Below are 13,636 nucleotides of genomic sequence, written 5' to 3' on the forward strand. Positions count from 1 at the left end.
GAATTTCCGCTCAGTCCGCCGCTCATACCTGATAGGTGGCAGATTTGAGCTGCGAAATCATTTATGCAATCAGGGAGTGGTCAGGTCATGAATCCAATAACAATGGCGGGCGAGTCGTTACCTGGCGGCTTGATACTGGTGGTGGAGGACGACCCGCTGATTCTGGAGTTTCTCTGCGAAATTCTTCAGGAAGAAGGCTTTGTCGTGGAGCCGCAAATCAGCGCGGATGCGGCAACGCTGTACCTGGAAGAACACGCGGGTAAGGTCATGCTGTTGCTGACGGACATCACGATGCCCGGCAAGCGCAATGGCGCGGACCTGGCCAATGAGTTCGGTGATCGCTGGCCGGAAAAACCGATCATGATCATGTCCGGCTTCGAAACCCCGGAAAGCGCCGGGGTGCGACATTCGGTGTCGTTCATTAAGAAACCGTGGGCATTGGGGCAGTTGCTCGATTGCGTCGAAGGGGCTCTGAAAACACCCCGTCCCCTGTAGGAGCTGCCGAAGGCTGCGATCTTTTGATCCTGGTTTTTTGGCTGCATTCAGTACGCCGAGGAGCAAGATCAAAAGATCGCAGCCTTCGGCAGCTCCTACGTCGATTGTGATCGATTGTCGGTGGTACATTGCCCGACATGCCTGCCTGGCCCCTTGCGATAGGAAGCTGTCTTTTGCCTGCTCAAAAATCCGTTTTCAACACGCCATACCGCGCCTTTCTGTTTGACATGGACGGCACCGTCCTCAACTCCATCGCCGCCGCCGAGCGAATCTGGACGGCGTGGGCGTTGCGCCATGGCATCGATGTCGCGAAATTCCTGCCGACGATTCACGGCGCGCGCGCCATCGACACCATCAACCGCCAGGGCTTGCCGGGGCTGGATGCCGAGGCTGAGGCCGCGTTTATTACCGAGGCGGAAATCGAGGACGTGGAAGGGATTGTCGAGGTGGTTGGTGCGGCTGCGTTTCTGAAGACATTGCCTGCTGATCAGTGGGCGATTGTCACCTCGGCACCGCGTGCCTTGGCGTTGCGCAGGATGGCGGCGGCAGGGATTCCCGAGCCTGCGGTGATGGTCACGGCTGAAGATGTGAAGGCGGGCAAGCCGGATCCTGCCGGTTATCGACTGGCGGCGCAGCGGTTGGGCGTTGAGGTGACGGAGTGTTTGATTTTTGAAGACGCAACCGTGGGGATTCAGGCGGCAGATGCGGCGGAGGCTGATTTGTTGGTGATTACGTCGACGCATGATCATCCGATCCAGACGCCGCATGCCACGATGGCTGATTACGCATCAGCCGGAGTTCGCACCGATGCCGATGGCCGAATCCGCGTGCATTCTTCCTGAACAACCCATTCCCCTGTGGGAGCGGGCTTGCTCGCGAAGGCGTCGTGTCAGTCACCATTGATAGAGGCTGACCCACCGCTTTCGCGAGCAAGCCACTCCCACAGTGATAGAGGTGTGTCAGTAGATGCCCGGGATAAGCCGCCACGTCCTGCCGCAATAATCCTCATATTCCCGCCCAAACTGCGCCCGCAGCAGCGCTTCCTCCGAGTGAATCCGCGCGATTAACGGAATCAACGTCAACGCTGCCAGAATCAACCCCACCACCGAACGAAACGCCAGCGCCCAACCAATGCCAATGACCATCAGCCCCAGGTAACTGGGATTGCGCAAGGTGCGATAGATCCCGTCGGTGACCAGCGTATGCCCCGGCTGAATCGCCACCAATCCGCTGAAACGCTTGCCCAGCACAAACACCGGCCACAAGCGCAATGCACCGCCGACAATGAACAGCAGCGCACCCAGCCAACGCACGCCCTCGCCACCAAAAGTCCAGAAGTCGATGCGGTCGGTATAGGCCGGCAAATACCCGCTGAGCAACCCGATAATCCCGAACACTGGCAGCACCCAGCGATTGCCCCGGTCTTCCCGTTCGCCGGAACTGAGGTTGACCTCGGTGAACAGTGAAGCAATCGCCATCACCACAGTTGCCAACGCCACCACCACCAGCGAACCGTGGGAAAAGAACGCCGCAAACCCACCCAACCCCCACACCGCGAGGCCGAGGTAGGCGAGGGTAGATACAACGGCGAAAAATGCCAGTTTGGGGGATATGTTCATAGAAGCCTCCACCCACAAGTGTAGGAGCTGCCGAAGGCTGCGATCTTTTGACCTTGATCTTTTTAAAAGCAAGATCAAAAGATCGCAGCCTTCGGCAGCTCCTACGCGGATCTGGCGTTGCGTCTGATGACTTGCGGCGGCTGCCCGAACGCCCGCAAAAACGCTTCGCGCATCCTTCGCCGATCACTGAAACCGCTTTCCTCGGCAATCTGATCCAGGGTCAATCGCCCGCGTTCCAGCATCTGCCGCGCCGCTTCCAGGCGCAGGTTCTCGATAGCTTTGGCCGGCGATTGCCCGGTTTCGGCGCGAAACGCCCGGCTGAACTGCCGTGGACTGAGCCGCGCCACATCCGCCAGTTGCTCCACCGACAACGCCGACGCCAGGTTTTCCCGGGCATAACCGAGCACGGTCTGGATACGGTCGGATTTCGGCTCCAGTTCCAGCAATGCCGAGTGTTGCGACTGGCCACCCGCACGGCGGTGGTACATCACCAGTTTCTGCGCCACGGACCGGGCCAGTTCGGCACCGTGGTCCTTTTCGACCATGGCCAGCGCCAGGTCGATACCGGCGGTCATGCCTGCCGAAGTCCAGATCGAGCCATCGATCACAAAGATCCTGTCTTCCTCGACCTTGATCGACGGAAACCGTGCCTGCAAATCCCGCGCGTAGGCCCAATGAGTGGTGGCGCGGCGTCCCTCCAGCAACCCGGCCTGGGCCAGCACGAATGCCCCGGAACAAATCGACGCCGTGCGCCGCGCGGTTTTTACGCTGTCACGTACATAACTCAGCACCGCCTCGGGCGCCTGCTCAAGAATCGCGTCGCCACCGACCACAATCACTGTGTCGAACACCCGTTGATCAAACGCCTCAGTGCCGACACTCAAGCCGCCGGAAGCGCGCAGTGTGCGGCCATCTTCGGACAATACGCTGACTTCATACAGGGTCTCGCCGGCACTGAAATTGGCGTACTCGAACACCGGCATCGCTGCCAGCGCCATGGACTGGAAACCCTCGAACACCACAAACGCCACGGAAGTCATTTTTGTGTCCTCAAAAGGTCATGTCCCGAAAACGTACTTTAAACGTCATTTGAGACTTATGTCAGTCGCTTTATAACTGTTCACACCCGGCGAGCTTATCGCCCTCACTGTGAAGGAAACGCGACATGGCACTTTCATCCAAAGGCACCGCCCTGATCACTGGCGCATCTTCCGGCATCGGCGCGGTCTACGCCGACCGTCTCGCCCGGCAAGGCTACGACTTGATCTTGGTTGCCCGCAGCCAAAGTAAATTAAACGCCCTGGCCAACCACTTGAGCAACGAAACCGGCCGTGCCGTGGAAGTGGTCGCCGCCGACCTGAAAGACAAGGCCGACCTGCTGCGGGTCGAAAACATCCTGCGCACTGACGCCAGTATTACCTTGCTGGTCAACAACGCCGGGGTCGGCGGGGTCATGCCGTTGCTCGGCAGCCCGGTGGACGAGATGGAAGACATGATCACCCTCAACGTCACCGCGCTGATGCGTTTGGCCTACGCCGTGGTGCCGGGTTTCGTCGCCCGTGGCGCGGGGACCGTGGTCAACATTTCCTCGATCGTCGCCATCGGCCCGGAAATCCTCAACGGCGTGTACGGCGGGACCAAGGCCTTTGTGCTCGGCTTGAGTCAGTCGATGCATCATGAACTGGCCGATAAAGGCGTCCGCATCCAGGCCGTATTGCCTGGCGCCACTGCCACCGACTTCTGGAGCGAGGCCGGCAACCCGGTGGAAAACCTGCCGCAAGAGATCGTGATGTCGGCCCAGGACATGGTCGATGCCGCACTCGCCGGGCTGGCCCAGGGCGAAGTGGTGACGATTCCGAGCCTGCATGAAGGCGAAAAGTGGGACGCTTACGAGGCTCAACGCCGGGCGCTGTCGGGTCTGTTCGGGCATTCCACGGCGGCATCGCGTTATCGTTGAAAAGGTCGGGCCGGGGCAGGGGTGAACTAAGCTTGGATAAGGCCCATTCACCTTTTCATCCCGGGCTCGTTGAAGGATTTCGACGGGCTCGGGGTGTTGCCAGGAGCCCTCGATGCTGCACATCCGAACACCGCTGATTCTGCACCCGACCCTGTCCACGCCCACCCGGCGCATCTGGCTCAAACTAGAAAACCTGCAACCCAGTGGTTCGTTCAAACTGCGCGGCATGGGGCTTTTGTGCAGCCAGGCTGCGGCCCAGGGCAAACGCAAAGTGGTGTGTCCGTCCGGCGGTAATGCCGGGTTTGCTACCGCTGTGGCCGCTGCTCGTCTGGGCCTGAAAGCCTGCATCGTCGTGCCCAACACCACCCCTGAAAGCACCCGCTTGCGGATCAGCAAGACTGGGGCCGAGGTGCTGGTTCACGGCAAAATCTGGGATGAAGCCAATCAACGGGCCAAGGAACTGGCGCGGGGGACCAACACTGAATATGTGCCGGCGTTCGATCATCCCGTGCTGTGGGAAGGCCACAGCACGATGATTGATGAAATCCTTGAGGATTGCCCCGAGGTCGATGTGGTGGTGACGTCGGTCGGCGGCGGTGGTTTGCTGGCGGGGATCCTTACTGGATTGATTCGCCACAAACGCATGGATTGCCGGATCGTCGCCTGCGAAACCGAAGGCGCGGCGTCGTTTGCCGCCGCCGTCGAAGCCGGGCGCCCGGTGCGGTTGGCGCGGATCAGCACGGTGGCCACCTCTCTCGGCGCGGCCCAGGTGGCGGCGTGGCCGGTGGAGCATATTCGCGACTTCCCCCACGAATGCGTGGTGCTCAGCGACGACGAAGCAATCATGGGCGTGGTCCGTTACGCCAGCGACCTACGCCAGTTGGTCGAACCGGCGTGCGGCGTGTCACTGGCGGTGGCGTACCTCGATCACCCGGCGATTGCAGAGGCTCATGATGTGGTAATCATCGTGTGCGGCGGGGTCAGCATCACCGCACAATTGGTGGCGGGGTGGGCGCGTACATCGGGCAGTACGGAAAAAAGACCGAACTGAACAAGCAGCCACCACTAAACCCTGTGGGAGCGGGCTTGCTCGCGAAGGCGGAGTAACAGTCGACATCGATGTTGCCTGACACGACGCCTTCGCGAGCAAGCCCGCTCCCACAGGGGGATTGAGGTTGATCACAAGTTCTGCATTTACCCGAGATTCAAATGTGGGAGCGAGCCTGCTCGCGAAGGCTGTGTATCAGGCGATATGGATGTTGAATGTGAGGGCCTCTTCGCGAGCAGGCTCGCTCCCACAGGGGGATTGAGGTTGATCACAGATCCTGCATTCACCCGAGATTCAATGTGGGAGCGAGCCTGCTCGCGAAGGCGGTGTGTCAGGCGATATGGATGGTGAATGTGATGGCCTCTTCGCGGGCAAGCCTCGCTCCTACAGGGGGGTGGGTTGTTCACAGATATCCGGTTCAACCCATATCAATTGTAGGAGCGAGGCTTGCCCGCGAAGGCGGTGTAACTGGCAGCGAAGATGTTGAATGTGCCGACGCCTTCGCGAGCAAGCTTTGCTCCTACAGCAGCGGGATGCTGTAGCTCACGATCAGCCGGTTCTGGTCCTGGTTTCGGGACGCTTCGCTGTTCGACTTGCCGTTACGCCAGCCAAACCCGACGCCTTTCAGCGCACCGGATTGCAGGACGTAATCCAGGCTGATATCCCGTTCCCATTCCTTTTGGTTGTCGCCAGAAACCGTCTTGATGTTGTCCCCGCTCAGGTACATGACCGACGCTTTCAACCCCGGCACCCCCAGCGCCGCAAAGTCATACGCATACTGCCCGAATGACGTGCGCTCACCCGCGCGGGTAAAGGTCTGGATCAGGCGATCGGTGTACAAATAAAGACTCACCCCGGCAGCGCCTTTGTCCGGCAAGGTGCCTTGGTTGAGCTGAGTGAAACCACTGCCGCTCGACACGCTTTGATAACCGGCAGTAACCGCATGACCACCGAGACTGTAGATCAGCGCCGCGCTCCAGGTTTTGTTGTCGATCTCGCCATCACCGCCCTCGGTGTAGCCACTGATCTTGTAGCCAGACGTGCCCGAGCCATTGGCCCCGGACGAATCGGTCTTGAAGTAGCGCAAGTCAGTTTTCAGGGACTGACCTTCCGAAATCGCCAAGGTGTGGATCAGGCCGAAAAACTGCTGGGTGTAGTAGTTGTCGAGGTTGGCGTAGTAGTACTGCGCGGTCAGGTCCTTGGTGACTTTCCAGTCGCCGCCGGCGAAGTCGAACGCGTTGCTTTCCCGCGTACCGCCCGTGGCCGCCAACCCGGTCTGGTCGCTTGAACCCCGGCCTGTCGCGTGCTCGATTCGACCCCCCGTGAACGTCAGGTCCTTGAACTCGCCCGAAGTGATCTGCCCACCTTCAAAGGTCTGTGGCAGCAAGCGGCCGTCGTTGGACACCAGGATCGGCAGCTTCGGCATCAACGTGCCGAGGCGCAGTTCGGTTTTCGAGACTTTGACCTTGCCGGTCAGCCCCAACCGGCTCCACTGATCGACCGCGCTGTTATCGGTGTCCGAAGGAATCATCGAGCTGCCCACATGCCGGCCCTTGCCGCTGTCCAGCGTAACGCCCATCAAACCCAACGCATCAACCCCAAAACCCACCACGCCATCGGTGTAGCCGGACTTGTAATCCAGCATGAAACCCTGCGCCCACTCTTCGGTTTTCGAAGGAGTGGCGGTGCCATCGCGGTTGTCATTATTGAAGTAGAAGTTGCGCAGGCCCAGGGTGGCTTTGCTATCGCTCAGGAAGTCCGCGTGTGCCTGAGTGCTCAGTGCAATGGCGCCCAGCGCGAGGGTTACAACCGTGCTTTTGCTGCTCATCTAAATCGCCCCTATTTTTTTGTAATTCGAATTCAGGAGGGTGGCTCCCGCAGTTGCGGGAGCCTGTAACTTGCGTCAGATACCCAGGACGTTGGCGCCAATGCACGGATCAATCCCACGCTCCAGGCGACGCTGGTGCACGATCACGGTGATTTCCATTGAACCGGTGGTTACGTCGAAATCGAGGATGTGGCCGCCGTAGGCCTGAAAGGTCGCGTCACCGGCAACCCCATGCATATGGATCGAAGGCTGGTCGTTCTTCCAGGCCACGGAGCCAGTAATGCTGGCCATCTCGACGTTGCTGAAGACCTTGGCGTCGAAGTCTTTTTTATCCTTGTTCCAGAAACCGAATTTCACGTTGCCGAAGCCGATGCCGCTGATGGAAGCGCTCGGGATCTTCTCGGCGATGGCCAGTTTGGTCAGCTCCTTGAAGGCGTTGTCGCCCATGCGCAGGACCATGAGGTAACCGGTGGGAGTCTTGGTGTAGCGCGGTGTGGTTTCAGTTGCACATTGCATGGGCGCGGCCGTCGCGGTAGGTGCGGTTTCTGCCACCGCCAGTTGGGAAACGCTCGAATTGATCAGCACGGCGGCGGTGAGCGCCAACATCAATTTGGACAAGCGCAGTGTCGGGTGAAGTTGAACTTTCATCGGTGTTCCTCTGTTGTTGTTTTTATGGCTACAGCGGTTTTTGGGACGAGCGTGTCCGACGCCTGTTTTTCAACAGGCGCTGGAGTTGCTTTTGGTTGTTAGTGGTTACTGGGGTTGAATGACCTACAGCGCAGCGCGGCTGCTGGCCCCATCAACCAGTCGGGCAATGCCCAGCGGGTTGGCGTTTTTCAGTGCCTCGGGCAACAAACTGTCCGGGCAGTTCTGGTAGCACACCGGCCGCAGGAAACGATCGATCGCCAGCGTGCCGACCGACGTGCCGCGCGCATCCGAGGTCGCCGGGTACGGCCCGCCATGCACCATCGCATCGCTCACTTCCACGCCAGTCGGATAACCGTTGAACAGCACGCGCCCGACTTTTTGCTCCAGCAGAGCCAGCACTTCGCTCAGGGTGTCGAGTTCCGAATCCTCGACAATCAGCGTGGCGGTCAACTGCCCACGCAAGCCGTGCAGCGCCCGGAGCAACTCGGCGTGATCGGCGACTTCGACCACGATGGTGGTCGGACCGAAGACTTCTTCTTGCAGCAACTCATCACCGTCAATCAACAAACTGACATCGGCTTTGAACAACTGCGGCTGTGCCTGATTGCCTTGTTGCGCGGCGCCGGCCAGGTGGGTGATGCCGGCGTGTGCGTGGAGGTTGTCCAAGCCGTGGCAATAGCTTTTCAGCGCGCCGGTATTGAGCATTGTCTGCGGGTTCTGCTCGCCCATCAGCGCGCCAAAACGTTCGAGGAAAGCGCTGAACTCCGGCGAGCGAATGCCCAGCACCAAACCGGGATTGGTGCAGAACTGGCCGGCGCCCAACACCACGGAAGCGGCCAGTTCGCTGGCGATTTTTTCACCCCGGGCCTTGAGCGCTGCGGGCATCAGCAACACCGGGTTGATGCTGCTCATCTCGGCGAACACCGGGATCGGTTGCGGCCGCGCCGCCGCCATGTCACACAAGGCCCGGCCACCGCGCAACGATCCGGTAAAGCCTACGGCTTGAATCGCCGGGTGCTTGACCAACGCCTCGCCGACGCTGCCGTAGAGCAGGCTGAACACGCCCTCGGGCATGCCGGTTTTACGGGCGGCACGGGTGATCGCATCGGCGACGTAATCGGCGGTCGCCATGTGCCCGCTGTGCGCCTTGAACACTACCGGGCAACCGGCGGCGAGGGCGGACGCGGTGTCACCGCCAGCCGTGGAAAAGGCCAGCGGGAAGTTGCTGGCACCGAACACCGCGACCGGGCCGAGGCCGGTGCGGTATTGGCGCAGGTCCGGGCGCGGCAGCGGTTGGCGGTCCGGCAAAGCGCGGTCGATGCGCGCACCGTAGAAATCGCCCCGGCGCAGCATTGTGGCGAACAGGCGCATCTGGCCGCTGGTGCGCGCCCGTTCACCTTGATTGCGCCCGGCGGGCAGGGCGGTTTCGCGGCAGACCAAAGCGATGAAGGTATCGTCCAGCGCCTCCAGTTCAGTGGCGATGGCATCGAGGAATTCGGCACGTCGGGCGGCGGAAAGAATACGGAAGATCGGGTACGCCGTGGCCGCTGCTTCGGCAGCCGCGTTCACTTCCTCCACGGTCGCCTGATGGAACCGATACGGCAGCGCTTCGCCGGTGCTGGCGTCGTGGCTTTGCACGGTGTTCGAGCCTAGTGCCGAGCGAGTGCCGGCGATGTAGTTGTGGCCTGAAACTTCAAACATGGGAACTCCTTAAGGGCTGTTCAGAATAGGGATCAAGTGAGCCGATAAATGCGTCGGGCGTTATCGTGAAACAGGGCAAGTCGATCGGCGCGGGAGCGATCGCTGACGATGGTTTTGAAACCGTCGAACACTTCGCTCAGGCTGTTCACCACGCCATCGACTGGGTAGTTGCTGGCAAACGCGCAGCGACTGACCCCGACAATCGAAATCGCGTCGTTCACCACCACGCGGTTGGCCTCGACAGGCCATGCCTGGCCGGGAATGCAAATGCCGGAAATCTTCAGGGCGATGTTTGGCTCGCGGGCCAGCAGCGCCAGGTTGTCGCGCCAACCAGCCAAACCTTCTGCCGAGCGATCCGCCGGCAGCGCCGTGTGATTGACCACGATGGTCACGTCGGGAAAGTCCCTGGCCAGCTCCGCCGCTTCCGGCAAATGCCACCACGGCGCCTGCAATTCGAAGTGCAGGCCGTTCTCAGCCAATCGGGCATAACCTTCGCGCCAACGGGGATCACGCATGGAGCCCGGCGCCACGAAATCTTCGCGCCAGTCTTCACGGCTGGTGACCTTAGGTTTGTGGCGCACGCCGCGTACCAGTGGGTGTTTGCCGTACTCACGCAAGAGGCTCGGTGCGTCCTCGCGATCCAGCCAAACCTGCCCGACCATGGCCGCCAGGGTCGGTTCGTCTTGCGCCAAAGACTCGATAAAACTCACTTCATCGGCCGGAGTTGCGGGGTCCCATTCACCCTCGATCACTACCGTTTGCACGATGCGATGCTGGCCGGTCAGCCGGCGATAGTCCTGGGGCAGGAAGGTGCGGCAGATCGACGAGTAATCGCCATAGCGAAACGGTCGCAATGGGCGGTCGTTGAGCCATGGGTAATAGTGGGCCTCGATATCGAAGTAGTGCTGATGGGCGTCGATGATCGGCAGATCCACGTCTTCGCCGCTGGCCAGAAAGCGAGCGCGCCAGTCATCCATGCTGCGGCTCCAGGCGATAAAACCGTTGGGCGTTGCCGGCGAACACCGCTTCCTGCACGGCACGCCCCATTGGCGCAAGCATCGCGGCCATGCCATCGGCAATCGTGTCGTAGGACGCGCGCAACCCGGCGACCGGGAAATTGCTGGCGAACATGCAGCGCTCGGAACCGAAGATTTCCAGCGCCGTGATCACCACCACGCGATTGTCCTGATAGTTCCAGGGCGAATCCTTCAGGCCGAACTCCGACAGCTTGATATGCACGTTGGGCTGCAAGGCCAACGCTTCCAGCCCCTCGCGCCAGCGCGCCATGCCCGACGGGCTGCGATCCCAGGCGAAACCGGTGTGGTTCAGGGCGATCTGGATCTGCGGAAACATCGCCGCCACTTCGGCGGCTTCCACCAGATGCCACGGCGGCACGCGCAAATCCCAGGACAAACCGTGTTCAGCCAGCCGCGAAAAGCCTTCCAGCCATTTCGGGTCCTGCATGCTGCCGCGAGCGCCGGCAATCGAGACATCCGGCGACGCCGAGGTCACCGGTTTGGAACGAATCCCCCGCACCAGTGGCCGCGCAGCCTGAGCCGCAAGAATCTCGGCGCTGTCTTCGCGATCGAACCAGGCGTGGGCGACGATGGCATTCGGGAAGCCGTAGCGTGCGTTGACCTGTTCCAGCCACAAAGTTTCAGCGACTTGCTCATCCCGCGCCCGTTCGGCCTCGACGTGTACGGTGCCGATCAGCCGTTGCTTTTCGGTCAGGGCGAGGAAGTCCTCTGGCAGAAAATCACGGCACAAGCTGTGATAGTCGCCGAGGAAAAACTCTTCGTGATACTCGTCCTGCAACCACGGATAACGACCGTTGCCGAGGTCCCACAAGTGATGGTGAGCATCGACAATCGGCAGCGCATCCTCGGCGGCAAGGTTCGGCAAGCCATTGCGTTCGTGCAGCGTGATCATGGGGGCGTCCCTTGGCTTAGCGCGAGGCGAATTGGGAAGGGCTGAGCACGCCGTCTTCGACTTCACCGGCGGCTGCCGCTTCGGCCTTGGCCTGGACCCGGCTGCGCAATTTGGCGACGTTGACCACCACGCGGGTATGCGCGGCGGTGGCCACCAGCTCGACGTCGTCGCGTACTTCGACGTTGAAGGTGACGCTACGGCCCTCGATCCGCGTGACGGTGGCGACAATGCTCACCGACATGCCCAGCAGCGTGGCGCCGACGTGGCGAATATCCACCGCCGCGCCGACGGTGTTTTCGCCTTCATCCAGGAACGTCAGCAGGTAGTCGAGGCAGGTCTGTTCGATGTCATCGACCAGGCGCGGTGTGGCGTAGATGCGCAAGTCCTCGCCGAGGAATGAAATGGTGCGTTCCCGATCGACGATCAGTTTGCGTTCGGTGGCGGTACCGGCTTCCAGCGTGGAGAAATTCATGAGAAACCTCGGATATCAAAGAATGAGTCAGGCGTTAGGCAGGAAACCGATGGAAATCCATGGCACGGCAATCAGCACGCCCAAGGCCACCACGAGAGCGCCAAGGTACGGCCAGACCCGACGCATGGCGCCGCTGGGGTCGACCTTGGCGATGGCGCATGCAGCGTAGAAACCCACGCCAAACGGTGGCGCGAACAGGCCCAGGCCCATGGCGAAGATCGCGACCATGGCGTAATGCACGTCGTTGATGCCCATGGTCTTGGCAATCGGGAACAGCAACGGTCCGAACAGCACGATGGCCGGGATGCCTTCGAGGAAACTGCCGAGCAGGATGAACGCCACCGCAGAGATGATCAGGAAGCCCATCGCGCCGCCCGGCACCGTTGACATCACCAGCGCCAGTTGATGCGAGAAGCCCGACTGGGTCAGGGCCCAGGCCATGGCCGTGGCGCTGCCGATGATGATCAGAATCGCGCCCGACAACGCGGCGGTGCTGACCAGGATCGGATACAGGCGGCGCCAGTCAAAGCAGCGGTAGCAGAGCAACCCGACGATAAAGGTGTAGGCCACGCCAATCGCGGCGACTTCAGTCGCGGTGGCGACCCCTTCGACCACTGCGGTGCGGATCACGAAGGGCAGGGCCAGCGCCGGCAACGCCAGCAGCAGCGAGTGACCGATCTCCTTGCCCGTGGCGCGTTTGCCAGTGGAGGCTTCGCCTTTGCGGTTCTTCCACCAGATCACCACCGCCATGGCGATTGCGCCCACGACTGCCGGCATGAAGCCGCCGGTGAACAGCGCGGAAATCGACACGCCGGTCACCGAGCCGATGGTGATCAGCACCAGGCTCGGCGGAATGGTTTCCGACATCGCCCCGGAGGCATTGAGCATCGCCACGAGTTCATTTTCGTCCTCGCCGCGTTTCTTCATTTCCGGAAACAGCGCCGGTGCGATGGCGGCCATGTCGGCGGCTTTGGAGCCGGAAATACCCGAGATCAGGTAGATGGCGCCGATCAACACATACGACAGACCTCCGCGCACATGGCCGATCAACGAACAGAGAAAACGGATCATCGCGCGGGCCATGCCCATGGCTTCGATCAAGGCACCGAGGAACACGAACAACGGGATGGCCAGCAGGATCAGGCTCGCCATGCCTTCGTCCATGCGCCCGACCACCAGGGTCAGGGGCGTGCTGGTCATAGTCGACAGGTACGCCACTGTGGCCAGGCCGAACGCGACCATGATCGGCACGCCGATGACGATCATCGCCATCACGCCGATCATGAAGAACACGATCAGGTTCCAGTTGCCCATCAGCAACAGCGGGCCTTCCGCGACCCACAACAGCGCCGCGAGGGAGCCGAGCATTGCCACCGACACCGAGAAGTCGATCAGCCGCGCACTGGTCAGCAGGCGGGCGACGCAGGTCATCAGCATCAGGCTCAGGCCGACGGCGATGGCGGACACGCGAAAGGCGTTGGGGATTTCCAGGGCGGCGGTGGTGATGATCCACTCGTCGCTGACGTACTCCCAGGCCGGGGTGAACAGCAGCCCGATAAAGGTGATGACGATCACCGCGCCCAGGGTATCGACGAAGGCGCGTTTTTCCGCAGGCAAGCGTCCGATAAATGAGGTCAGGCGCATGTGTTCGCCGCGCCGCATCGCCACCACCGAGCCGAGCATCGCCAGCCAGAGGAACAGCAGCGAGGCCAGTTCATCGCCCCACACGATCGGCTGATTCAGCACGTAGCGCGAGAACACGTTGCAGAACAGCAGGGTGACTTCGATCACCACCAGCAACGCCGCGCTACCTTCAGTCAGCCAGCGCAACCCGGTATCGAGGGCGCGGCCGAGACGGAAAGTGGTCTGGCGTGGGCTGAGTCCTTCAGCGGGAGAAACATCCGTCATTGGTATGTCGTTTTTCATGACCTGGTCTCCG

General features: G+C 61.1%; 13 protein-coding genes. 4 read left to right on the forward strand and 9 right to left on the reverse strand.

Annotated elements, in window-relative coordinates; all coding sequences use genetic code 11:
- Window positions 1-87: 87 nt before the first annotated feature.
- Entirely contained in the window at window positions 88-495 is a 408-nt protein-coding gene (locus tag LOY68_RS12470; RefSeq protein ID WP_163909605.1) for a response regulator, read from the forward strand.
- Between the two features lie 173 nt (window positions 496-668).
- Window positions 669-1,337: an HAD-IA family hydrolase gene (locus tag LOY68_RS12475; protein ID WP_265045774.1), complete on the forward strand. Its 669-nt coding sequence runs from the start codon at window positions 669-671 to the stop codon at window positions 1,335-1,337.
- A gap of 117 nt (window positions 1,338-1,454) precedes the next feature.
- Here LOY68_RS12475 and LOY68_RS12480 read toward each other — a convergent pair whose 3' ends face one another.
- Both LOY68_RS12480 and LOY68_RS12485 read right to left on the reverse strand, forming a co-directional pair.
- Entirely contained in the window at window positions 1,455-2,114 is a 660-nt protein-coding gene (locus LOY68_RS12480) for a methyltransferase family protein (protein WP_265044878.1), read from the reverse strand.
- Between the two features lie 101 nt (window positions 2,115-2,215).
- Entirely contained in the window at window positions 2,216-3,154 is a 939-nt protein-coding gene (locus LOY68_RS12485) for a GlxA family transcriptional regulator (RefSeq protein ID WP_265044879.1), read from the reverse strand.
- A gap of 125 nt (window positions 3,155-3,279) precedes the next feature.
- Here LOY68_RS12485 and LOY68_RS12490 point away from each other — a divergent pair, with 125 nt between their 5' ends.
- The gene (locus tag LOY68_RS12490) at window positions 3,280-4,071 is read left to right on the forward strand and encodes an SDR family NAD(P)-dependent oxidoreductase (protein WP_265044880.1); all 792 of its coding nucleotides are present in this window, start codon (window positions 3,280-3,282) and stop codon (window positions 4,069-4,071) included.
- 112 nt (window positions 4,072-4,183) lie between these two features.
- Entirely contained in the window at window positions 4,184-5,122 is a 939-nt protein-coding gene (locus tag LOY68_RS12495; RefSeq protein WP_265044881.1) for a pyridoxal-phosphate dependent enzyme, read from the forward strand.
- 517 nt (window positions 5,123-5,639) lie between these two features.
- Here the strand turns inward: LOY68_RS12495 and LOY68_RS12500 are convergent.
- The 7 genes from LOY68_RS12500 to LOY68_RS12530 all read right to left on the reverse strand — a co-directional run bounded on the left by LOY68_RS12500 (window position 5,640) and on the right by LOY68_RS12530 (window position 13,623).
- Entirely contained in the window at window positions 5,640-6,947 is a 1,308-nt protein-coding gene (locus tag LOY68_RS12500) for an OprD family porin (protein WP_265044882.1), read from the reverse strand.
- A gap of 75 nt (window positions 6,948-7,022) precedes the next feature.
- A complete protein-coding gene (locus tag LOY68_RS12505) occupies window positions 7,023-7,595 on the reverse strand; it encodes a PPC domain-containing DNA-binding protein (protein WP_265044883.1) in 573 nt (190 codons plus the stop codon).
- 123 nt (window positions 7,596-7,718) lie between these two features.
- Entirely contained in the window at window positions 7,719-9,296 is a 1,578-nt protein-coding gene (locus LOY68_RS12510) for an aldehyde dehydrogenase (NADP(+)) (protein ID WP_265044884.1), read from the reverse strand.
- 32 nt (window positions 9,297-9,328) lie between these two features.
- Window positions 9,329-10,273, reverse strand: a complete 945-nt coding sequence (locus LOY68_RS12515) for an amidohydrolase family protein (RefSeq protein WP_265044885.1) — start codon at window positions 10,271-10,273, stop codon at window positions 9,329-9,331.
- On the reverse strand, window positions 10,266-11,225 hold the full coding sequence (locus LOY68_RS12520) for an amidohydrolase family protein (RefSeq protein ID WP_265044886.1): 960 nt from the start codon (window positions 11,223-11,225) through the stop codon (window positions 10,266-10,268). The genes LOY68_RS12515 and LOY68_RS12520 overlap by 8 nt, the downstream gene beginning before the upstream one ends.
- Before the next feature lie 16 nt (window positions 11,226-11,241).
- Complete coding sequence (locus LOY68_RS12525; RefSeq protein ID WP_054052724.1) at window positions 11,242-11,697, reverse strand: thioesterase family protein; 456 nt, start codon at window positions 11,695-11,697, stop codon at window positions 11,242-11,244.
- A gap of 27 nt (window positions 11,698-11,724) precedes the next feature.
- Window positions 11,725-13,623: a TRAP transporter large permease subunit gene (locus LOY68_RS12530; protein WP_265044887.1), complete on the reverse strand. Its 1,899-nt coding sequence runs from the start codon at window positions 13,621-13,623 to the stop codon at window positions 11,725-11,727.
- Between the last annotated feature and the right edge of the window lie 13 nt (window positions 13,624-13,636).

This window comes from Pseudomonas sp. B21-053 (genome assembly GCF_026016365.1).
GTDB lineage: Bacteria > Pseudomonadota > Gammaproteobacteria > Pseudomonadales > Pseudomonadaceae > Aquipseudomonas > Aquipseudomonas nunensis.